Consider the following 23,014-nt stretch of genomic DNA (forward strand, 5'->3'; position numbering starts at 1 on the left):
GAATCAGGCGGAAAGTCCCGCCGAATTACCTTACAACGCTACAGGCGCATTTACTTTTCGTCCTTCTGTTTCTGGTGGATGCGGGCGCGAGCCTGAGCCTTCACCTCAAAACCATCAGGAACCACAGCCGAAACGATCGGAGGATGAATCCTAGCACGTAACGTGACATGAACAGTACGGTCATCGCTAATCTGCACCGAGTCTACTTGCAAGTTCACGAATTCGTGAGAAGCTCCACTCTCCTCCAGATATTTAGCAGCAAGCTGCCTAGCTCGAGCGTTGTCTGCAGAGTTATCGGAATATTCCGAGAATCCATGCTCTATAGTTCGTGCAATGGAAATGGCTTGCGCATCCGCAAGGTCTTCGAGTCTGTGGGTTTGTACGTGAGCACCCGTGACCGCTAAAGTCACTGATGCTATCAACAGTACCAGAGCGCACATACCAACGATGAGTGGACTAATGCTCCCCTCATCGTTATCACCGTCACGGCTCTGAACGGCATGAATATACGAAACTACCATCTAATTTTCCTTACGGAGTTTCCCGGAAAGCGGATGAAGTAGCAGAGCCTATCTCAGCCTGTCCCCAAGTCACTGATTGTGAGGATACCGGGATAACGCTTGCGCCGAGCCCCTGCGGAATTAGGGGAAGGTGTGCATTTACCTGAACCTGGACTCTAATACTCTCCCGCGCGCTACACGACCCTGAACAGCTCAAAGATACCGAGATATCAGATTCTGCAATCCCAAAATCGCGTGCCACAAGCGCACTCAAACGTTGAGCCTGTTCCTGCGACATTGAAGTCTCAGGCGGCAGCTCCTGAATATATTGAGCTATCTGCGCGCTTGCGGCGTGCGCCCCCAAGATCGAAGCCTGCACTGAAAAAATCGTCAAGACCCCATACATGATAGGGAGCAGCAACGTAACACCGAGCCCGAGAAATTCAACAATTGCACTCCCGCGCTCATGTTCATGATCGGTATTCTCTGAATCCTCTGTACGAGCCCGCAAACGCAGTGCCAAATTTCTAAGACTGAATATACGCAGCATGACCACTCACCGAAATAGAACCTGGGAACCCCCACGGTCCCAGTACGGGCAAAGGAGCGGTAATGTGAACCTCAAGAATACGAATTCCAGACGGATCAACATACACCGACGTATGAACATCTTGCGCATAACTCTCAGGCAAGTTCCCCCGAATAATCTGCTCTGCTCGTTCCCGACCTTCCTCAGGGGTGCGATCATACAGCGTGCCGTAGCGAGCGCCCGCGCTTGCCGCATCCAATAGAATATTGCGCATGTAAAACGCATAGGAAACCTGCAAAATTGCGACGGTCAGCAGTACTAAGAGAGCAGAAACCATCACGAACTCGGTACTGGCATCCCCTCGTTCTGATGGCGGTGCTGCAAGCTCTTGTTCTTGATGTCGGCTCATACGACTAGGGACGAATAAGCGCGATAGCATCGTTAAACATCTTGATCAAAGCTGGTTGGGCAATAGCTAAAATCGCGGCGACCAAGATGGCGCTCATCATGGTAATCATGACCCATCCGGGTACATCTCCGCGTTCTGGGTCGTCTTGCAAGCCTCTATAAGAGGTAAGCAGGAAAGCAATACCGGGAACAGACAGAAACAACATACGAAGTCGAGTAAACATAGTATTTTCCTTATGTGATTGGACTGTTATGGAACCCACCTTAACGGCGAGGTTATGATGTGCTAAAACGCAAGTTTCATCAGTGAAAGACCGGGGAAAATCGCAAAGACTACGGTCAAAGGCAGAATTAAAAATACGACAGGCGCCAACATGGCGATCTCCTTTTTCCCGGCTACTTCGAGAAGCTCGCGTTTCGCGTTGTCGCGCACATCTTGGGCCTGTGCCCGTAGAACATCTGCCAAAGGAGTACCGCGTTCAATAGCTACGGCTACACCATCGACAAATCGGCTAAGGGCTGGAATTTGTGTACTCTGTGCAAATTCGTTGAGTGCCGCCAGTAGGCTGGATCCGGCTCGCGTTTGCGCAAGAATATCGTTAAATTCTCGGGCCAATTCCCCGCGGGAAGTACGGCAAATGCGCTCCAGGGAAGCAAGAGCAGATTCACCCGCAGCCACCGAAAGCGCCATCATCTCTGCAAGCGCGGGAAACTCCGCAATGAGCTGTTTCTCACGACGTACAATAATCTGGCCCAGCCACCAGTCTCGCGCCAGAAAACCGGTAACACCACCCAGGATAATGAGCATCAGACCGCTCCAGAGTGACAATTGGTTTTCCAACAGCCCAATAACGCTCAATACTCCTAAAAGGGCCACCGAACTAACCGCCCAGAGGATTTGTTCGGCACGAAAAGCACTTACAGTCTGATCAATTCCCGCGCGGCGCAAGCGAGCAGCAAGGGCTTCGTCCCTAGACTCTGTAGAACGTACCCGCCCTAGGAACGACTGCATCATAGGTTCCAGGAACGAATAAAGGGCATCTAAAACGCTAGTTCCTGAGGCCTGATTCTCACGGTGCAGGGATTCGCGTATCGAAACGGAGCGCATCTGCGGCGCAATACGTTCTCCAAAGTTCGGCCCACGTCTCTTACGCAATGAAGATGCTATGAGCATTACACCAAACGCGAAGAAAAGCCCGAAGATAATAGCAAAGTTCATGCAAAAACCCTCCTTTCTTGAGGTAGCGCCCCGATACGGAGCATGATGCGGTACGCGATTACCGACAGTCCAGCACCCGCGAACATAAGAACGAAACCGGCAAAAGAGTTATAAATATTTCGAACCGCAGGCTGTGTGGCCATCAGCATCAGTACTACCCATGGAGCAACACAGGCCAACCGGGCGGCGTTGACAGTCCAAGATTGGCGTGCTTGAAGTTCTGCTCGGGTACGCGCATTTTCTCGTAAGAAATTACTCAATGTGCCCAGTAGTCGTCCCAAGTCACTGCCGCCGACTTCACGTGCTATTTTGAGTGCTTCAACGATATTATCGGCGACTGGATCAGCAACATATTCCTTAAGCCGATTCAAGGAAGCTACAAAGTCACCGGTTGCACGATAATCCGATCCAAAACGTGCAAAAGCCTCTCGAAGTTCATAAGGTCCGCGGTATGAAAGCTGGATAAGAGCCTCTGGCAGTGAAAGCCCAGCACGAATAGCCGATCGTAAGTGATCAACGGCATCCGGCCAGAGCTGCCAGAGCTTACCCTCACGTACTTTCGCACGGTGATTTACGACCACGCGAGGCATGATGAAACCACCTCCCATCCCTAGGAAGGCGAAACTCCACAGCCCGGTCAGAGCGAAAAGAAGCACTCCTGCTAAAACCCCACTGAGGATACTCACTCCGGTAAAAGCCGAGGGAGTAATAGTGTGCATCCCAGCTTTACGAAGAGTTACCGCTATCTTCGGTTCCCGTCCAGTCTTGACGGCTCCTTGCGGCATGCTCCAGCATGACCACCATACGAGGAAAACCCCGATCCCCATTGCTAAGCCATAGATAACACCCATTAGCGTCCCACCTTTGCTGCTGCTAATACTTGATCGGGCCGGTGTCCGGCGCGAACCCATTTTTCGGGTGTTGGGATTTCTAAGGCTACGCACACCATTTCACCTTGTTGACGGGTAAAAAGCGGTGACATCTCAATGACGCCGTCTTCTACACGACCGCCCAGCATATAGATCTCTTCTACCTGACGATGCCCGTGGGCGTCGCGGCCACAATGAATTACGAGGTCGAAACAGCTCGCTACGGTGGGCACCACGAAGGCGGATGAGATGTTGTCTCCTGCCAGCAACGGAAGAGTACAAATTTTAGTGACTGCATCCCGTGCAGAATTCGCGTGAATAGTACACATACCCGGTAAACCCGCGTTAAGAGCGATGAGCATATCGAGGGATTCCGCTTCGCGGACCTCGCCAATGAGTAGTCGATCCGGTCTCATACGCAGAGCCTCTTTGACGAGGCGGCGAAGAGCTATTGCGCCTTTACCCTCTAGATTAGGCTGTCTGCATTGCATTCCCACGACATCACGCAGAGGAATAGAAAGCTCAAAGATTTCTTCACAGGTCACCACCCGTTCACGCGGCGGTATAGATGCTGCCAAACAATTTAGCATTGTGGTTTTACCCGCTTGAGTAGCCCCGGACACTAAAATATTGACTCCGCTTTCGACAGCAGCGTGTAAAAACGATGCGGCTCCCGCGCTCAGGGAACCAAGCTTTACGAGGTCGGGAAGACGTTTGGCGCGCACCACAAATTTACGAATGTTGAGGGAGGTGTGGGCTCTCGTAATATCGGGAATCACGGCGTGCAGACGAGATCCATCCGGTAACGAAGCATCGACGAAGGGAGATGATAAATCGACACGTCGTCCCGAAGGCTTAAGCATACGTTCCAAGAGCTGTTGAATAGCCTCATCGCTAAGGTGCAGCCCTGTCAGTTCACTCTCGCCAGCACGAGCCACAAAGATTTCATCGGGTGAATTGATCCAGATTTCTTCGACCTCTTCATCATCAAGATAAGGCTGAAGCGGGCCATATCCGCAGAGATCGTTACGCAGTCGATGGATAATCTCTTCGACGTTCTCAAGAGGAGGAAGGGAAGCGCGTACCATCCGTCTTTCGTAGGCGGAAACAGTACTTCTAATGAGCCCTTCGACGGCATCCTGTGACGTGTAAGGGTCAAGGTCTCCGTCGCGAATCGCATCACGGATCTCGGCATCGAGCAGAGAATAATAATCTGGCACGACAGCAGATCTCGGGGTCTCCATTGATGTTCTCCCGGTGAAGTTTAGTGTGGTTGGTATTCTCAACGCTCTCTTAAATCAAAAATTTCGCGTTGATGTCACAATATATCCACTGGAAAACATTCACCAAAACTACATATATTTTATGCGTAATGTTCCTCGAATAATTTCTGACTCTCCTGCTAAGACTTATAGGGCTGTTAATTAATGTTTAGACGGGGTGAGGGGGAGAACAACCGTTACGGTTGTTCTCCCCCTCACCCCGTCTAAACATACTAGAAACCAGGTGTACTAGCCACGAATCATCTTGACCGCATCCTTGATGTCCCCGTCGAAACTTAAATTACCGTGGTCAAGTACTACACCGCGATCACATATCTGCGACACTAGGTCGAGGTCATGACTTACGACAACCAGAGTCTTGCCCGCTTGGATGAGCTCTTGAATCCTTGCAATACATTTCTTCTGGAAAGGTTCATCGCCAACCGCCAGAATCTCATCCACCAAGAAAATATCTGGGTTAGTATGCACAGCTACCGAAAACGCAAGACGCAGGTACATACCGGATGAATAAAACTTCACCTCGGTATCAATAAATTCCTCAATTTCAGAGAATGCCACAATATCGTCAAAGGCATCTTCAATCTCTTTTTTGGTCATACCCAGAATAGCGCCATTGAGGAATACATTATCGCGCCCCGTGAGGTCGGGATGAAAGCCTGCACCCACCTCAATAAGGCCCGCGATTTTACCGCGGTTGAGAACCTGCCCGCCTTCAGGCTGCATCACACCGGAAATCAGCTTCAAAAGGGTTGATTTACCGGAACCATTGAGCCCCAAAAGTGCCACACGTTCACCCTGTTTTACATTCAGAGTAATACCATTGAGAGCGTTAAACTTCTCAGACAGGTCACCTTTACGCCCCTTCATAAGCCATACAAAGGCTTCTTTCATAGAACGCGTATGACGCAGCACAAAGCTTTTAACGAGCTCATCGACTTGAATAACAACCGGAGCATTCGGATCAATCTCAGGCAGATCTATTTTCTCAATCTTCACAAGAATCAGAGCTCCTGAGCGAAGTTGCCCTCAAACTTACGGAAGAGCAAATCGCCGATTAGAACGGTCAGTAAGGAAATACCAATACCTACTGGGGTCCAGAAACTAAACAGATGCGGAACAATCTCAGCAAAATGTCCCGACTTTTCGAGGTCTGCCGTAGGGCGCCAAAAACCGTAGTGGAAAAGTTCAACCGCAACGGTCAGCGGGTTCAACATAAACACGTTGAAAACCCACGGATATAGAGTGTCACGTACCATGGTCCAGGAGTACAACACCGGAGAGAACCATGTTGCTACCATCAGAAGCATATCAACGATATTCTCGGAGTCGCGGAAGAACACGTTTGCTACACCAAAGATGAGTCCCAGGCCGTAGGACAGAAGCATCACGATAGCCATCCCGGCAAAAATCGCGGCAATATTGCGCAGCCCAGGCCGCCACCCCGCAAAGAAGCAAGCGATGAGCATCACCACGATTTGGGGTATGAAATGTACTACCGCCACCCACACAGTTGAAAGTGAGAAGAGCTCCCTCGGAAGATAAATCTTCCGAATCAGGGCACTGTTAACCACCATCGTGCGGGCACCGTTCCCGAATCCTTCTGAGAAGAAGTTAATCACGATCATGCCCGAAAACAGGTAGATCGCATAGTTGTGCATTCCTCGTTCCAAGCCTAAGAATAAGCCCATGGCAACATAGAACACGCCGAACTGGACGCCCGGCTTAATGTAAGACCACAGGATCCCTAGAACCGAGCCACGGTAGCGAACCTGGATTTCCTTATCAACCAGTAGCCTCAAAAGGTACCGATTACGAATGGCATCCAGGATTCCCCGCCCGCGGCCGGGGGCTTTCAAAGGTTCATCGTGCAAAGTGCTCATCGCTTAAGTTCAGACTCCGTATGCTTTGCAAAAGTTTCTGCCCATGCATCATAGGAAGCGACATCGGCTGCAGCATCTTGATACCGCTTGCGCAACTGCTCCCAATCTTTAATGATCTTCGCGTGCAATCTGGTAGCGTGAATCAGCTTTGACCGCAGCTGCTGGGGATCACGGCGATACCAGAACAATCCGGTTCCCTCCGCGTTCGTGGCCAGTGCTGAATCAAACTTAGACAGCGTCCACCAGTTAGTTTCTCCGTAGTTAAGTTGAATCTGCGGATGTTCTTTCGCTTCATCATCTACGGGTTTGAACAGCTGACGTGCAACCGTTCTTGCGGTCCACGGCACAAGTTTCTTATATCCCGGTGACTTGAAATTGCGGCGGCCGCGGAAAGGCGGCTTCTTCGATTTAACTGTGGGAAAGTCGTCCACATTCGGCTTCATCTGGGATTCCGGGTACTCCCCCGCCAACTGACGAATTACCGGTAAACGAGCCGAAAGCGACTCATGCAGGTGCTCCGGTCCGGCCAGCAAATCTTCCAGCGCCATGAGGCGGCCTGCTTGAGTGTAATACTGCATTGACAACGTGTGCTTGACGTCCAAGAACATGGAGTCAACCAGCACGCGGCCACCCTTATCGAAGGGAGAATGCAACAGCGCGGTAATTAGGCGGTTACGTTCATGATAGTAAGCCTGCCAGCCCACCGAGTCATCCTTATCGGTCCATGAAACGTGCCATACACCTGCTCCAGGGAAGGACACTGTAGGGATACCAGCAGCCTTCGCGCGCAAGCCATACTCAGCGTCATCCCATTTAAGGAAAAGCGGTAACGACAGGCCGATCTTGCGGATTACCGAAGTTGGGATAAGGCACATCCACCAACCGTTATAATCCACGTCCACACGACGATGCAGCCAGTGCGTGCTGCGCAGGTTGCTGCGGCCTAAGTCGTGACCCATCGCCATATCCTCGTGAGGCTTCGCGTAGAAGTTACGCCACGGATCAACGACTTCGCCGAATGCATGAAGTACCGAGCGATCGAACATATCGAACATGTGCGCACCCACGATTGTGGGGTCTTTGCAATAGTTCGCGAAAGTCACCATGCGCAAAACTGCTTCTGGCTCCACGATCACGTCGTCATCAAGCAGAAGCACATAATCGCTGCCGTTCTTGACTGCCTCGAACATACCGCGTGAGAAACCACCGGAACCGCCTAGATTCCCCTGGTTAATGATGCGGAACTTACCAGCAAGAGGCTTAACGACCTCCTCGAATTCTTCGTGATCCTGCACCTTCGAACTGCCCTGATCAACAATCAGGAACTCGTGGACAGCATCAAAAATTTCGGGGCTGTTGCCAAGCGTGCGAATATTGTCAATGCAATAGTCGACTTTGTTCATGGTTGTAATCTGAACCGTTGCTTGACCGGACTGAACGTCGGCACGGGGCTCAATATTACCTAGCCAATTAGCCTCAACCAGTTCAAGATCTTCAGTTCCAGAAAGATCAAACCAATACCAACCGCCATCGCCGAAAGGCGCTAGGGGCAGGGTAAAGATTGATGTTTCGTCCCCCGAAAGGAGCTTTGCATCCACACGCTGAATAACACCACGCCCGTTGGATTTGTATACGATCACCATGCCTTCGCCACGGGTTTGGACGCTCAGTACGACCTCTTTAAGATCGGTCCAACGGCGCCAATACGATGCTGGGAACGCATTGAAATAGGTGCCAAATGAGAGACTTTGCCCGGGATTAACGTTGATGGAGCGACGACCGATAAGGCCTTCAGCTGCGGTTCGGTTAGCAGCTATATTAGCGGCGCTTTGTTCCTGTACCTGCGCCGCCTCTGTAATACTCGTGGTAGCGTCACCATCAATACGGGTTGGCAGCTGAACGCCAGCGGCTACGCCAGCATCCACATACAGGGGTACCACGTCGGTTTCAACCGCGCTAGGGAAAATAACGCGCTGCAGGGTTTTCAGAGTTTGAGTTTCAGCCATAATTATGCGTCAACTCCACCAGATTCAATCTTGGCACCCTGTGCAAAATGCGGACGAATCTTGTTATCAAACATCGACAGCGCCGCGCCGATCGCCATATGCATATCGAGGTACTTGTAAGTACCCAGACGACCCCCAAAAAGAACGTTCTGCTCGCCCTTTGCCAGATCGCGGTACTTCAAAAGTTTTTCACGGTCTACAGAGGTATTTACCGGGTAATAAGGCTCATCGCCCTTATTTGCAAAGCGTGAGTATTCGCGCATAATAACGGTTGCATCCTTGGTGTAATCACGCTCGGGGTGGAAGTGACGGAACTCGTGAATACGGGTAAAAGGAACATCCGCATCAGGATAGTTCATCACGGAACAGCCCTGGAAATCTTCAATCGGCAGAACTTCTTCTTCCAGATCAATGGTGCGCCATGAGAGGTCGCCCTCTGCATAATCGAAGTAACGATCGACGGGACCGGTGTAAACCACAGGAATCTGCCCCAGAACCTTCTCACGAGAATACTCATGATCATCCGAGAAGAAGTCCGTATTCAGACGAACTTCAATATTCGGATGCGCCGCCATGCGTTCCAGCCACGCTGCATACCCGTCGACCGGTAGACCTTCATACTTATCGTTGAAGTAACGGTTGTCGTAGGTGTACCGCACAGGCAGACGCGAAATAATGGATGCAGGCAGTTCCTCCGGCGGGGTCTGCCATTGTTTGGCGGTGTAGTGTTTAATAAAGGCTTCGTACAGTGGGCGCCCAATGAGTGAAATACCTTTGTCGTTGAGGTTTTGCGGGTCGGTACCTGCCAGTTCGCCAGCTTGTTCTGCGATGAGCGCCTTTGCTTCCGCGGGAGAGTAAGCAGCGTTAAAGAACTGGTTAATGGTGCCCAGGTTGATAGGCATGGGGTACACAATACCATTGTGACGAGTGTATACACGGTGCACGTAATTGGTGAACCCAGTAAATCGGTTTACATATTCCCAGACACGCTCGTTGGAGGTATGGAAAAGGTGAGCACCATAGCGGTGCACCTCAATACCAGTCTGCTCTTCATTCTCGCTGTATGCATTACCGCCGATATGAGAACGACGATCCAGCAGAACGACCTTCAGGCCCAATTCGGTCGCTGCCTGTTCTGCAATGGTCAGACCGAAAAGGCCGGATCCGACAACCACGAGATCCGCAGTCATTATTTACTCCTGTATATCATGGGAACTCGCGTTATATCAGCGAATTCACCTGCCGTAGACGCCCTGTGCAAGGGAGCCAATTTTGTTGTGTTTACGGCATACGCTGCCACTGACACAACGATTTTAGTCATTATCTAAAGTTACCCGATAACACCGTCAGTTGCATATTTTCCCGGTACAGCAGACTGAGGTTTACCCTACAACGCACACGGTATAAGTGATAATTCCGAAATTCGAGTGTACCAATCCTATCGAAGAACCGGGCTGAGGTATACGGAGTGTCTCAACTTTTGGTTCAAACTGCACGTCTATGCAACCTCTCTCCGAGACAATCACGCGAGCCTGCACATCACGTAATATTTCCGGTTTTTCGCCGTTATTACCGGTAAATTTCCAAAATATCTGTGGATAACCTGCTCATCACATCTGAATCTCACACGTTATCCACAGAACCACGACAAAGCGGTTGAAAGCACATGGCATACCGACTGATATAGAAATATGAAACTTCGGCTTTTCCACACCCCTGATATCGCAGATGCAAGCGCCCAGGAGCGCTTGACTGATCACGATTTCTATCCAAGCCTCTTATCTCTTGAATGTTCCGAACAGACCTCGGGGGCACAGGTACAACACATAATTTCGCCCGCTAAAAATGCATATAGTGTCTTTTCTCCTAGCGGTGATTCCGCTCGTTTAGAAGATTGCGTGGCTGCAGCCGCACCTATGGTACATGGAGCCTGGCTCAAACCCGAGCAACCTTCCGTTGAGAGACCAGCATCAGTTAGTACTCTTTGCGTACTTCGGGGACCGGATGCGGGCCGCTCCTTCTCACTCCCTCGTGGGTTAACCGTTCTAGGTCGCTCCGAAGCGCGTAGCGGTATTTCATTCAATGATCCGTATATCAAGCCACGCCACGCCGAATTTGATGCTTCGGGTTCAGGGGTGACTCTCAGGATTCTAGAGCCAGAGGGGACTGCGCAAAGAACCGGCTCCCGTGCGCACCCAAAGCCTCAAATTCTACAGTGGAACAAACCTTTTATAGTAGGTACTTCACTGTGTGTCATCTGTCCTCCTGGAAAAGCCCCGGAGCTTCCCATGCCCTCACACGATTCTTCGCCTTTTACTCCGGTTATTGTTAATCCGCCCGCTCCCCGAAAACTGGGCATGATGCTGATGACTATCCTGTTACCGCTTGTGGCGGGCGTGGCCTTCGCCCTTTTTACAGGTATGTGGATTTTCTTGCTCATGTCTGTGGCTTCTTCACTTTTTATGCTGATGCATTTTTTCGGGGGCAGAGCGGAAAACCGCAGTGCCGCTGCGTTGGTGAAGAGCAGCGCAAAGCAAGAGTTAGAACGAGCACAGGCACTGCCGACAGCAGGAACACTGTTGCACGCAGCGGCCCCTGACGCTGCACGGTCACCTGCTGTAGTCCTAGGATACGGTCCTCGTCTCCCCTATATTTCGGGGCGAAACGTACGATTTGAGAAGATTTCTCCGCATCCACAGGCTCCACATTATATTCCGGTCCCAGTACCAGGCTTACCTCACGACGTATCGCTGCGTGCCGAACATCTTCATGCTTATTTAGTACAGCTTGTAGCCCATGCACGCGATACCATCACGGTCATAACCGATGCTGAGCATGCCGAAACACCGCTTTACGGTGCTTTACGTTCCTTAGGTGTCTGCCCCCGTGTGTTTCTTCACGAGGGTGCGTCTCAGGCTCACCATATTCTCGAAAAGATATGTGATGCTGCAGAACGCCCAGGAACAGCCTTATCGACTTCACAGGAGGCTGGAGACGACCGGCTTTTCATCATTTCTGCATCACTAGTGCGTTCCATACCGGCTGCGTTGATTAAACGAGCCGCGCAGGGAGCAAGGTTATGCATTGTTCACATGCCTGTCGCCCGTGGAACCGTTGATTCACCTCGCTCTGCTTCGGTATTCACCCATATACCCCACCTGCAGGTACATACCCACGGCGATTACCTAGAATCTGTGCAATATCTGCTTCGCGGCAGCATCACTGATGATACAGCCCACAAAATCACCGGTTCTTCTCAGCACGCAGGACTTATGCCTCACGAAGGGATCGTTCAGAACCACCCCTTAGACCTGCACGATATATGTGCTACAGCAGATGGACTCAGTACTGACACATACATTCGTACTTTGGGGGCTTTATCTGCGGTCCAGGCGTCATCTCCCGCAGGGTCAGGACACGGCACCGGTTCGGTTCATGCACGCACGCTTGCTTTCTCTGAGCTTACCCAGCAGTCTACGAATCTCCTCTACGAGCAGTGCCTTCAGCGGTGGGAACGCAACCGCTACGCAGAGGATATTCGTTGTTTCTTAGGGTCCACCACTGAAGGATTTTGCGATATTGGGTTCACAACACACGGCCCACATTGGCTTCTGGGAGGCACCACCGGCGCAGGAAAATCTCAACTCTTGCGTTCGCTCATCCTCAGTGCGGCTCTGCGATATTCCCCAGAACGGCTGGGGCTTATTCTGGTAGATTTCAAGGGTTCCGCCGGGCTTGGTCCTCTGGCTGAGCTTCCCCATACACTCAGTTTGCTGAGCGATTTCGATGTTGCCGCCGTTCGCCGCGCGCTTGAGTTTTTACGTGCCGATGTGAACCGACGTGAGCTTGATTTACGCAACTTAGGGGTAAATTCTTATCATGACTACCTGCGGTTGTGCGCTTCAACGGGCAAAACACCACAGTACCCGGAAGTTGTGATTGTGGTCGATGAGTTCCGTATGCTCGTTGAGTCTATGCCGGATGCTATGACCGAGCTAATGCGCATCGCTACTATTGGTCGTTCCTTAGGTATTCACCTGCTCTTGGCAACTCAACGACCTCAGGGAAGTATTTCACAGGATATTCGGGCCAATATTGCTACAAACATCTGTTTGCGTGTGGCATCTGCACAGGATTCATACAATCTCTTAGGGCATGAAAAGGCCGCGCATATTTCCGCGTCCTCTCCTGGGGCTGGATATGTCAGTCTTCCAGATGGTCGTATTCTAGCTTTCCGTGCCCCACTTGTGGACGCTCTTCCGCAGCAACATGCGGACTTCCAACAGATATATCGGTGGGAGACTCCGGGATGGGTTCCCCTAAACGAGATACCCTCCGTACAACAAGTTTCAACCGAAGGTGAGGATACGCTCCTAACCCGTGCCGTGCACAGTATTCGTGACTTATACCTGTCTTCGCACAAGAGCCCTGCGTTTGTTGACCAGTCCGAGCAGAATCCAAGCAGTGTTGCTTATGCCCGCGCACGGTATACTCCTATACCGCAAGCGTTACCGGAGAATTTTCCTCTAACCCGTACCCTTGATACCGGTCTTCATCAAATCCTCGGCTCAGACGGCGCACGTGGACACGGTTATCTTTTGGGCGCCATCGAAATCCCGCAGTACGGTAAGCGGCAGCCTATCCGGCTGATTTTGGAGGCACATCCAGGTGCCCTCGCCGTGCTAGGAACTGTTCCCGAACGCACCGCAATCATAAACGCGCTCATAGCCCAGGCTATTGCGCGGCAGAACCCTGTCTATGTTTTCACCTCAGATGCCGGGTATCATCGACGCCTGCACTCGTACGCAGATAGTCTTGCCGTACTCGTTGGCCCCCATGAGCCTCAGCATCTTCGATTCTGCCTCGAAAAAATACGTTCGAGTCATCATTCTGCAGAACAGAAGACTCAGCAGCCTCTGCTTATCTGCGACGGAGTTGACGGATGGCTTGAAATGCTCATGAGAGACCCCCAGACGGAATCATATCTCTACGATGTATTAGCTCAAAGCCACCGTGAGGGCTACCAGGTTGTTTTTACCTCGGCTCTTCCTCTACGAGGCAGGTTCAATTCGGTCGCGTATTCAACCATTCTCAGCCGCAGGTTTGTAGAATCGGATTTACTGCGTAAGTCTTCCAAGAGCTATCCGCTACCGAACGCCACACATTTTGCGGTCGAAGGCGGTTTCAATACCGCCCTTGTGGGCGACGTTCCTCTGGAAGCATCAACATTATGCCCCGTCGTGACCTCATGTGAAAATATCGTCGAGCTACAATCGGGTAACTCCGGTTTCTCATGCGATAAGTCGCTCTCGCTCCGTCAGTTTCCGCGGACTTTTCCCATGCCACAGCTAGAGACAATCGTCATGTGGCATAGGGGCTACAACGCCCAGGGAACACATATATTGTGTGGCTACTCCCGTACGGGCGATCCTAGTTTTCTTCAGGCCAAGGAAGGCGTTTTTATACCCGTTGTGGGTTCCCGTGCCTCAGGTAAAACGCATTTTCTTTCTGCGCTTCGAATGCTTAACCCGCATCTGGGAGCTCTCTACATCGATGGGAACACCCCACCCGACGCCCAGAAAATTCGCCAGATGTGCGAGTCGGTACAAGATCCCGAGAAAACTCTGATTCTCATTGATGATCTTGCCTATATACCGGCAGCCACTCAGCAGGTGCTTCTTGAGCTCGGACCGCGTTTCAGGGCTGTTTGGGTAGCATATACGCCATGGGCCCGGTGGCATTCATCCCCCATTTTGACGGCACTTTCTGGATGCTCGCGAGCGGTTCTTCTGGCTCCTGCCTCTATCTCTGATGGGGACATTTGTTCTTTGCATGAGATCCCACGCGATATGTATACCGAGGGGATGTTACCGGCTGGGCGCGGAGCACTTGTGGATGCGGGCCGTGTACAGGCTTTTCAGGTTCCCGATGAGGTATATCAGTCTGCACATAATGCCGTTCAGGCTTATCAAGAGTAAATTTATCGACCCGCATAACGGGATAATTCTCGTTCCTCTTCCTCAGTAACTTTGAGTGTATATTCTCGGGTTGCACGGGTGAAGAGGAGCGCGAATGCCGTTCCAGCTAAGAGAATTTCCACACAGTTAATCACTAAAAATGTTACGGCAGCAGCCTGTACTTCTGGGGTAAGACTAAAGTATATGGAGAGGTTAGAAGCACCTACAAAAGCAGCACACAGGCTGATGAGCATCACCCAGACACGAGCATGTCCCTGATAGAAACGAACAGCGCAGAACATGATGCCTACCCCCAAAGCAACTTGAATGAGACTGTTGACGATACGATCTGCGTTCCTCTCAGAGTCATTCATGATGAAAGGTGCGATAATTCCGCGGTACACAAGCACGATGGCAAAAAATCCTAATATACCGGAGGTTATTTTTACAGTAATCGGTACGGTGATGCGTGCTTTCATCGTGTTGGTGGTCTTCCCCATCGTACTCTCCTTGCGGTGGGCTCAGATGCGAGGCTTATAGGCTTTTAATTCTAACTGGCAGTCGTTAAGCACGCATGGTCTGACGTTTTATGTCGTGCATTCGTGAAATTTCGTGTAATTTGCTCTTCTTTCATAATTTTTGAACATAGTTATAGGAGTTTCTTAAGTATTGAAACTTAGATACAAGGAGACCCTAAGTGATGCAAACCTCCAAAATTTTAAGATTTTTTTCGGAAAACCCCTTGTCAGAGAGGAATATCCATGCGAAAGTTGATAAGTCAAATTTTTGCACCACTCATTGACGTAAAGATTTGCCTACACGCACACAGAACAAGTTAAGTTATCGCTTGTTGTCAGCTACCGTGCAGTAGCGAAGCACGAGCAAACCATAAGATAGAAGGAGGTCCAGCTGTGGATTGGCGTAGCCGTGCTGCTTGCTTGGATAAGGATCCAGAACTATTTTTCCCTGTTGGAAACACCGGGCCTGCTCTCTTGCAGATTGAAGAGGCAAAAGCTGTTTGCCGCTCGTGCGAGGTTATTGACGTATGCCTCAAATGGGCTATCGAAACCGGTCAAGATTCTGGCGTTTGGGGAGGGACCAGCGAGGATGAGCGTCGTGCGATGAAACGTCGCGCTGCTCGTGCCCGCCGTGCTTCCTAACTATAAGCGCGCATTCTCATAGTAGAAGCTCGGTGTCATTCCTACTTCCGGCAGGAGTGACACCGGGCTTCTGCTATTTTCTTCATACCAAAATGCGACGTCGTACTAACTCAAGACGGCATTGATAATAACGCGCGTGCCCGAAGGCTCATTCGCTTCCCAACGGATTGACCCGTTAAGCTCACTGGCAACTAGAGTGCGTACAATCTGCATTCCTAATCCTTCATGCTCCGCTGTAGGCCGGTATGCATCCGCACCAGATTCTTCGATGGGGTCATCCCCCATACCTCTGCCGTTATCCGTAATAATAACGGTCAGGGTATTATCCCCCTGCTCATTGATGTTTCGGCGCCCTTCAAGAGTCACACGCCCAGTTTCACCGTTCAGCCCATGCTCTACAGCATTTGCAACAACTTCGTTGATAACAAGGGCGAGCGGAGTGGCAAATTGACTGGGAAGTAGCCCAAAGTGCCCCAAGAGCTCTGTATCTACAGTCTGCCCGGGAGAAGCGAGCTCGGCAGCAATATGGAATTGCCGCTCGATAAGCTCGTCAAAATCTACACTCTGCGTTAACCCCTGTGACAGGGCTTCATGCACCGTTGCAATTGTAGCCACGCGTCGCATAGCTTGTTCCAGTCCCTGCTTCGCTTCAGGTGTTGTCATACGTCGCGATTGCAACCGTAAAAGCGCCGAAACCGTTTGAAGATTATTCTTGACACGATGGTGAATCTCTCGGATTGTTGCATCTTTTGTCATAAGCTCCAGCTCGCGGCGACGCAGTTCCGTGACATCACGGCACAAAATAAGTGCACCACGACGTTCCATCCGAAAAGTAGTGCTATGCACGAGCGGAATAGAACGCATCGTTACTCGGGTGCGGCCAATCGTAAGTTCAGTACGTATATCCGCACGGCCCGCTAAAACGAGCTGCAAAGTCTCATCAGCTTCCTCCCCAGAAGGAAGCATATCTCGGGTAACATCCGCCAGGTTGAGGTTCTCAAGATGGTCACCTAGCCCCAAGCGCGCATACATTGAGTTTGCATTGGGTGAGGCCAAAACAACTTGACCTTGTGGATTAATGACGATAATTCCATCAATGGCACGCGGATTACCACGAGTATTATTCTCCTGTGCCAGAGGATCAGGCCAAATACCAAGGTGAATCATCTCCAGCATATTCTCAGTAACCCAGTTATAGATTTCTTCAGCTTGAGACGATGCCCGCACTACAGTGGGAATCGTATGCATACTCAGAAGCGCAATAGTACGGCTATTACGCACTATCGGCACAAAGGTCACTTTCACTCCAGGGCGCATACTGGGCCCGGCTTCCATAACATGGTGAACAATCTTCTGGGTATGCCAAGATTTACGTGCTTCATCGCAGATATTATCGTCCATCGTGTGATCCACAATATCGTGATGAAACAGAGTGTGCACGTTAGACGGGCGTACATGCGCTATTGCTGAAAACCCGCTGGACGCCGACGGTCCAGAAACGCTATCCGGTCCGCTCCCATCAGCCACCACATAGTCAGTGGGGAACCATACAACAAGGTCGCTCTGAGCAATATCGGCAATAATCTGCCACTCCCCGATGATGAGGTGAATCCACTCGGTATCACCAGGGCCGAAACCACCAGGGTTGAGATTACTCTCTGTAAAAGACATTGGGCTCTCCCAAGAAGTTGAATACGTCTAACCTATTCTACGGTTCAACCATGTTTTCTGGATATATGACGTGGAGAGTTTATAGTTTTTACGCCGTATTCATGCGCTATAGACCCTATTGTTACTTTTCGGTTCGTATCCCGAGAAAAGGATCACCTCAGTTTCCTAAGACCCAACGATACGTATAGTTTACGAATCCCAACAACCAGCGGGCTTCTGGGGGCGTATTCCAGAAGAGTCTGCCCACGAAACCATGCCCGATCCACAGTTTTCCGGTCATACGGCAAAAACCCCGAAATAGGGCTTCGCGGTCCAAAACGTTGCCAGGTATTCGCCAGTTCTCGTTCCGCATCTCGTCCGGTTGCCTCAGCACGCACTTTGTTGAGCCAGATATGAACCTTGGCAGTATCACGAAGGGTGCAGGCGCCTTCACGCATCTGGTCGTACGCGCGGATCATTCGAGGAATACCGATAATATCGGCATTTCCCAATAAAACGATGTGATCCGCCATTTCAAGAGCCGTTATAGTAGCACCATTACGGCGAGGACCAGTCTGCGCAAAGCCTAGCTCGGCATCAGATTCAAGACATGCCGCTGTGTCAAGAATAATGACGTCGTAGCGATGCGCAAGCCACTTTAAACTATCGCAGAGTGCACGTGTCCGTAGCTCAGGCCAGCGGTCGGGGCGGGTGATACCGCTCAAAAAATCAAGATAATATTTGCCCACCCGCAGAGTACTAATTGCTTCATCGCTGATCTGGGTGTCAAGCTGCCCACGTTCGGCAAAATGACACAGCTGTGCGATACCAGAATAATCGTCTAAAAGACCCAGCAGAGGGCTTAAAGAAGGGTCATAAGTATCCGCATCGACTAAACATACACGCATTCCTTCTGCGGCAGCGCAGTTTGCCAGGTTGAGTGCTAAAGTGCTACGCCCCGGAGCTCCCCCTGTACCCCACACGGCAACAATAGTTCCTCGGTTTTCAGCTTCTACAGCATCTATGTGAGGCCCAGAAAACTGTGGATGATGTTGCCTAGACTGATCTCTAAAATCATTCAGCGTCAGCTGCTGCATATTTTCAAGGTGGACGGAGGCTTTGTAAGCTTCCTGAAGCTGCGGCATTTCAAGCTGAGCCTGCGGAAGACGAGGCAGAGAAAAATCTATACTGTTTTGCTCGGTCTGGTTCCTATCAGGATTTACCAGGGCATAGCCGTATCCAGAAGTATCGGGGTGCAGGTGTTCTCCTGACCCGTTGTAGAGATTCTGTGTATCATATCCGTAGTGTCCGGAATATCCTGAGTCGTACCCATACCCGTTCTCTGCTTTTTGAGGATTTATGCCGAGTTCCTGTTCAGGCTCAACAGATGCCTCATCAAGTAGTTTTTCCACGGCCGCTGGCAATTGATGCGGTTCCGTATCTGCTGCAAGAGGCACAACAAGATCCGGAAGCGGAATATCTTCAGGAACCAAAGCAATGAATTTTACATCTGCTTCGTCCAGTTCGTGCAGAATAGATACGGTAGCTTCCTGGGGCAGACCCACGCTGAGAATAGCACACGCTATTCCGGCGTGGGCATAGCCTAAAGCATCCGCAAAAGTATGGGCGCTTCGAGCAACGCTAACGCGCCCCCGTTGAGATTCGATAGCGCTCAGGATGGTACCGTCGTCTCCTAAAAGTACTAGAGGGATATTATGGACCACTTAGTTCCCCTCAGATTTATACTCAACAGGTACAAGGGTAATTTTTGCCTCTGATGACGTGGCATGCAGAATGTCCGGCAGCTTTTCGGATTCTATCCAAAGCTGTACATTGGCATGCCCGTTCGCGCCCAAAACCCCTTCATCAACCGCAATAGTTGATATTTCTGCATTTTGAACAAGAGGCTTTTGTTCGGATTCATTATCCTCGTTTTTTCCTTCACCCTCAGGCACTTTCTGCTTTTCCTTGCCGGAGGAGATGACCCAAATATCCACACGCTCGCCAGCTTTAAAAGTAGAAGCTATTCCACGATCAAGGGTTACCGTAACAAGCCGTCTGCGCTCCTGGATATTCTCGTGTGCAGATGCCGAGCTAATAAGCTCCCCCGCAGGAATTTGCCGCACAGCGATATACTTTCCTGATTCAAGTTGCTCACGTGAAAGATAGTGATCTTTACTATCACCCAAATTAACCTGTTTTTCAATCAACATATCTGGAGTGATCTTTTGCCCAATAGAAATATCATTCTTCGCAGTGTAATATGTATAAGTCTGATTATTAATTCTAATAATTCCAATAACTCCCGCTATTGAAATCAGAATTAATATAAGACCAACAATAAGCTTCGGGTCTTTAAAGCCCGGCTTATGCATACGCATACTACTTTCTTCAGGTTGATGCATATTCGTCCTGGAGATTTTATTATGCTTCACTGCATAGACCTTTCATTCGGAAGTATCGCTACCTTAGCGGTTTGTAGATGTTTTATGCGCCTTCATCAGGGAACAGGCGCCTAAATTATATAGCACCACACTGCACACCTTGAAAGCAATTATTACAACTTTGAGCGCAATATCGTCTCTTTGTGTACATAATATCTAAACTACAAACCTATGAATATGGGATGTGCAGCTAGATAATTTTTTCAGGCTTATGTGCATAAATAAGCTGGCATAAGCCTATTTAGTAGACTATACTGAAACTACACATTATCTGCTCCCCAAGAGCGCATAGGGACCCAAAGACTCTGTAGCGGAAGGATTTTTACCATGTCTGCACCACGTTTTTTGACACTCAGCGATGTCGCCGAGGAGTTGCAGGTGTCGTTAAGCCAGGTACGAGCACTCGTTCGTAGCGGCGAACTACCAGCAATTCAAATTGGCGGTCGTAACCAATGGCGTATTGAACGCACGCGCTTCGAAGAGTACATTAACGAACGCCACGAACAGACCCTAGAAGCCATTGCCTCCGGCAAAATGACGAAAATCAAAGCCAACTAATTGACCGTCACAATAGCGCATATACGGGATGTGGGGATTATCCTCACACCCTGTTCTTTATATGTCAGCGCATTAGAGTATGCAAAATAAGGTTCGCATGGAGATAACGCCATTTCGATAAAGTCTGCCCCAACTCGTGCGATAACACCTTCAAACATCGTGTTTACTGGCGAAGCACAAGATACCCGCGCTGGCTCTTGCGCCATCATCAAGGCATAGCAAGCATCAGACATGCTGAACCTATAGGCACGAGCCTGCACATCAATTTTGACCTCTGCCGCCTGATTCTCGCATTCCCACCACAGGATACTCGATTCTGGAATAAGGATATTCTCTCGTCCTGTGCTGAGCTGAATCCACCCCTGACCAATCGCTTCAAGATACCCTTCACGAACCATCCCATCCGTACCACAGACTTTTACCCTGCTCCCATGTTGAGCCGCGCATCGCTCACGCATGGTCACCGCCAGATACTCCATGCGGGCACGTCGTTGTGCCTGGTTCTCAAGAGTCCGAAACTGTTCCGCTTCAAACTGTATGTCTAAATCTCGGAATAATCGTTGCATTCTCATGCTATGAGCCTACTGTATTCTAAAGTCTTGAGGCATATTGCACCTCCACAAGCCCCAAAAAATCAGCATTTCTTCGAGAATTATTACTAAATGATTAAGATTCTTCCCTTCAGATTTACACCGACCTTGTAGGCGCGGTAAATATAACATATAAGAACATCAACGACTACCAATGCCAAGGGGGAATACGATGAAGTCACAAGCTCAGATGAGCATCCTCGATGGAGTGCTCAGCATCGGCATTCCCACGCTATCCGTTCTCTCAGGGGTCCTAGCGCATAGTGTTCGCGTTATATCTGAATCTTTGACCGGTTTGGAAAACGCTATGATGATGAGCGTTGAAGTCCTCTCTGCTGCCGTCATGCTCTGGTGGGCTCTTGGCGTTATCCTCGGTGTTGGATACCTTCTGAAAGTCAGAGCCGGTTCCATACGCCTGCACCACCGTGAGGATCGTGGAACTTTTCTGCTCCCCCGATATATACGCAACACTATTCTTACTCTAGGCGGTGCAGCATTAGGTCTTAGCGCGGCATTTGCACCTGCACAGGCCACAGATGCGCATCCGGATATCAGCAACCCTGCAATATCTGCGCCGTCTCAGCTTTCAGCTTCCCCTGCTGCCCTCCCGACTCCGTCTTCACCAGAAGCATTTGTAGAAAATTCTACGCCCAGCACGGCAGCGGATGCTTCACCGCGGGAGTCAGCTGCAGGAACCCCTCAAGGGGTATCGTCTCAGAACTCTCCATTCTACCAGGCTCCTGCCTCATCTCCGCAGGCTACCCATGCCTCCACCCCACCTAGTGAAGTCTCTAAGACCACGGTAGCACCCGTTAAAAAGCGCCAGCAGCAACTTCCAAGTCTTTCACCCTACGCGCAGCCCTATGGTACGCCTCCGCCAAACATATCTGCCGAACCGGCGGTTCCCCCGACAATCCAGCCTCAAGCAGAACATCAGAGTTTGAGCCCGTTCTTCGGCGGCCAACGAGAAGGCGCACCTTCCAGAGAAGTATCACCAGCATCTCGAAACCACGCTACGCGTTCCAGCCACCAAGTTGTTGTGGGTGATTCTCTCTGGTCCATTGCCTCTCACGAGCTGAGCGACGATGCCTCTCCTCCGGAGGTTCTGGAATACTCCCTGAGAATCCACTCCGCCAACCTGGACGTTATGGGGGATAACCCCAATATTCTGTATCCAGGTCAAACTCTCACATTGCCTGACCGATAAGTACGCTATTTTTCTTCTCGACCGATATGTCCAACCACTATGCAAAGGAGCTAAATCATGACCGCTATCAATATTTCTCTTCACGATCTCTCCAAGAAGATCGAGAGCCATTTTCTCAAAGAAGCAGCCGCCAGAGCCAGAGCGCAACAGGGTGATATTCCCGATGTACCACCATCGACCGCGCCAGGAAATCTTGTCCAATCACAATATGGAGTAGTCCTCTCCCCGATCAATATGTACGCTCAAGATCAACAGAATAGAGAAGCTCACCATATGTTGCCACAGAACACTGCTGTTAGGGCACGCATTCGTTCCCGGAAAAGTGCATCTCACGGGCGACCTCTTAAGCGTTCCGATTCTGGAACCCTACGCATTGAGTCGCTTTGTGCAGGCATAGGTCTTGCGGTTCTCGAGGTTCTTATGAAAAAGCGATCCGCGCAACAGTTCAAACACTGGCTGTCACCAGAGTGCTTCACGGCATTGGAACAGCGCCGTTCCTCGCAAGAGCAACATGCTAGTTATCTCGCTTTTACCAAGACCCCGCACGTAGCGCGGAGCCGTGCTCAAAGACTTAATGACGAGACATATGAGGCATGTATTATTCTCACGGACGGTGTTGTAACCAGGGCTATGGCAATGCGGGTGCAGGCTCGCTACGGCGGGTGGTATATTACTGCACTGCACTTTATCTAAACCGCATAACCAGATGTGGGCACCCCAAGATTTTGGGAGTGCCCACATGCATGATGAAAAT

General features: G+C 50.5%; 21 protein-coding genes. 5 read left to right on the forward strand and 16 right to left on the reverse strand.

The window, feature by feature from the left end; all coding sequences use genetic code 11:
* Nucleotides 1-50: 50 nt before the first annotated feature.
* The 11 genes from HMPREF2804_RS08575 to glf all read right to left on the reverse strand — a co-directional run bounded on the left by HMPREF2804_RS08575 (nucleotide 51) and on the right by glf (nucleotide 9,884).
* A complete protein-coding gene (locus HMPREF2804_RS08575; protein WP_070448569.1) occupies nucleotides 51-521 on the reverse strand; it encodes a pilus assembly protein TadG-related protein in 471 nt (156 codons plus the stop codon).
* Between the two features lie 10 nt (nucleotides 522-531).
* A complete protein-coding gene (locus tag HMPREF2804_RS08580) occupies nucleotides 532-894 on the reverse strand; it encodes a pilus assembly protein TadE (RefSeq protein WP_239653060.1) in 363 nt (120 codons plus the stop codon).
* Between the two features lie 133 nt (nucleotides 895-1,027).
* Nucleotides 1,028-1,438 (reverse strand): TadE family protein, encoded by a 411-nt coding sequence (locus HMPREF2804_RS08585; protein ID WP_083297313.1) that lies wholly within the window; start codon nucleotides 1,436-1,438, stop codon nucleotides 1,028-1,030.
* Nucleotides 1,439-1,442: 4 nt separating this feature from the next.
* Nucleotides 1,443-1,643 carry a hypothetical protein gene (locus HMPREF2804_RS08590; protein ID WP_239661921.1) on the reverse strand — a complete coding sequence of 67 codons (201 nt, stop codon included), beginning with the start codon at nucleotides 1,641-1,643 and terminating at the stop codon, nucleotides 1,443-1,445.
* 80 nt (nucleotides 1,644-1,723) lie between these two features.
* Nucleotides 1,724-2,656: a type II secretion system F family protein gene (locus HMPREF2804_RS08595; protein ID WP_070448572.1), complete on the reverse strand. Its 933-nt coding sequence runs from the start codon at nucleotides 2,654-2,656 to the stop codon at nucleotides 1,724-1,726.
* Nucleotides 2,653-3,507: a type II secretion system F family protein gene (locus HMPREF2804_RS08600; protein WP_048753735.1), complete on the reverse strand. Its 855-nt coding sequence runs from the start codon at nucleotides 3,505-3,507 to the stop codon at nucleotides 2,653-2,655. The genes HMPREF2804_RS08595 and HMPREF2804_RS08600 overlap by 4 nt, the downstream gene beginning before the upstream one ends.
* On the reverse strand, nucleotides 3,507-4,769 hold the full coding sequence (locus HMPREF2804_RS08605) for a TadA family conjugal transfer-associated ATPase (protein WP_048753734.1): 1,263 nt from the start codon (nucleotides 4,767-4,769) through the stop codon (nucleotides 3,507-3,509). Before HMPREF2804_RS08605 ends, HMPREF2804_RS08600 begins: the two co-directional genes overlap by 1 nt.
* Before the next feature lie 267 nt (nucleotides 4,770-5,036).
* Complete coding sequence (locus HMPREF2804_RS08610; protein WP_004005021.1) at nucleotides 5,037-5,804, reverse strand: ABC transporter ATP-binding protein; 768 nt, start codon at nucleotides 5,802-5,804, stop codon at nucleotides 5,037-5,039.
* Nucleotides 5,805-5,809: 5 nt separating this feature from the next.
* Nucleotides 5,810-6,688, reverse strand: a complete 879-nt coding sequence (locus HMPREF2804_RS08615; RefSeq protein WP_004005022.1) for an ABC transporter permease — start codon at nucleotides 6,686-6,688, stop codon at nucleotides 5,810-5,812.
* Nucleotides 6,685-8,694 carry a glycosyltransferase gene (locus HMPREF2804_RS08620; RefSeq protein WP_070448573.1) on the reverse strand — a complete coding sequence of 670 codons (2,010 nt, stop codon included), beginning with the start codon at nucleotides 8,692-8,694 and terminating at the stop codon, nucleotides 6,685-6,687. The genes HMPREF2804_RS08615 and HMPREF2804_RS08620 overlap by 4 nt, the downstream gene beginning before the upstream one ends.
* A 2-nt stretch (nucleotides 8,695-8,696) precedes the next feature.
* On the reverse strand, nucleotides 8,697-9,884 hold the full coding sequence (gene glf, locus HMPREF2804_RS08625) for a UDP-galactopyranose mutase (RefSeq protein WP_004005025.1): 1,188 nt from the start codon (nucleotides 9,882-9,884) through the stop codon (nucleotides 8,697-8,699).
* A 1,098-nt stretch (nucleotides 9,885-10,982) separates the two neighbouring features.
* On the opposite strand from glf, the gene HMPREF2804_RS08630 reads away from it, so the two are divergent.
* Nucleotides 10,983-14,672 (forward strand): FtsK/SpoIIIE domain-containing protein, encoded by a 3,690-nt coding sequence (locus tag HMPREF2804_RS08630; RefSeq protein ID WP_070448574.1) that lies wholly within the window; start codon nucleotides 10,983-10,985, stop codon nucleotides 14,670-14,672.
* A 2-nt stretch (nucleotides 14,673-14,674) separates the two neighbouring features.
* Here HMPREF2804_RS08630 and HMPREF2804_RS08635 read toward each other — a convergent pair whose 3' ends face one another.
* Nucleotides 14,675-15,151: a hypothetical protein gene (locus tag HMPREF2804_RS08635; protein ID WP_048753728.1), complete on the reverse strand. Its 477-nt coding sequence runs from the start codon at nucleotides 15,149-15,151 to the stop codon at nucleotides 14,675-14,677.
* Nucleotides 15,152-15,562: 411 nt separating this feature from the next.
* Between HMPREF2804_RS08635 and HMPREF2804_RS08640 the strand changes: the two genes are divergently transcribed.
* Complete coding sequence (locus tag HMPREF2804_RS08640; protein WP_048753727.1) at nucleotides 15,563-15,811, forward strand: WhiB family transcriptional regulator; 249 nt, start codon at nucleotides 15,563-15,565, stop codon at nucleotides 15,809-15,811.
* Nucleotides 15,812-15,916: 105 nt separating this feature from the next.
* Here HMPREF2804_RS08640 and HMPREF2804_RS08645 read toward each other — a convergent pair whose 3' ends face one another.
* From HMPREF2804_RS08645 to HMPREF2804_RS08655, 3 genes are all read right to left on the reverse strand, one after another.
* On the reverse strand, nucleotides 15,917-17,482 hold the full coding sequence (locus tag HMPREF2804_RS08645; protein WP_048755176.1) for a sensor histidine kinase: 1,566 nt from the start codon (nucleotides 17,480-17,482) through the stop codon (nucleotides 15,917-15,919).
* A gap of 152 nt (nucleotides 17,483-17,634) precedes the next feature.
* Entirely contained in the window at nucleotides 17,635-19,185 is a 1,551-nt protein-coding gene (locus tag HMPREF2804_RS08650) for a CpaE/TadZ family protein (RefSeq protein ID WP_239664786.1), read from the reverse strand.
* Entirely contained in the window at nucleotides 19,186-19,866 is a 681-nt protein-coding gene (locus HMPREF2804_RS08655) for an SAF domain-containing protein (RefSeq protein WP_065425179.1), read from the reverse strand.
* A 366-nt stretch (nucleotides 19,867-20,232) separates the two neighbouring features.
* Here HMPREF2804_RS08655 and HMPREF2804_RS08660 point away from each other — a divergent pair, with 366 nt between their 5' ends.
* Nucleotides 20,233-20,463: a helix-turn-helix domain-containing protein gene (locus tag HMPREF2804_RS08660; RefSeq protein WP_004005036.1), complete on the forward strand. Its 231-nt coding sequence runs from the start codon at nucleotides 20,233-20,235 to the stop codon at nucleotides 20,461-20,463.
* On the opposite strand, the gene HMPREF2804_RS08665 is transcribed toward HMPREF2804_RS08660, so the two are convergent.
* A complete protein-coding gene (locus HMPREF2804_RS08665; RefSeq protein ID WP_246824226.1) occupies nucleotides 20,460-21,029 on the reverse strand; it encodes a hypothetical protein in 570 nt (189 codons plus the stop codon). The two genes, HMPREF2804_RS08660 and HMPREF2804_RS08665, sit on opposite strands and share 4 nt — an antisense overlap.
* Nucleotides 21,030-21,225: 196 nt before the next feature.
* Between HMPREF2804_RS08665 and HMPREF2804_RS08670 the strand changes: the two genes are divergently transcribed.
* Together HMPREF2804_RS08670 and HMPREF2804_RS08675 are read left to right on the forward strand one after the other, a co-directional pair.
* Complete coding sequence (locus HMPREF2804_RS08670; RefSeq protein ID WP_070448577.1) at nucleotides 21,226-22,260, forward strand: LysM peptidoglycan-binding domain-containing protein; 1,035 nt, start codon at nucleotides 21,226-21,228, stop codon at nucleotides 22,258-22,260.
* A gap of 57 nt (nucleotides 22,261-22,317) precedes the next feature.
* Complete coding sequence (locus tag HMPREF2804_RS08675) at nucleotides 22,318-22,953, forward strand: Rv3235 family protein (protein WP_048755172.1); 636 nt, start codon at nucleotides 22,318-22,320, stop codon at nucleotides 22,951-22,953.
* Nucleotides 22,954-23,014 lie beyond the last annotated feature (61 nt).

The organism is Rothia sp. HMSC065G12 (assembly GCF_001811455.1).
Lineage (GTDB): Bacteria > Actinomycetota > Actinomycetes > Actinomycetales > Micrococcaceae > Rothia > Rothia dentocariosa.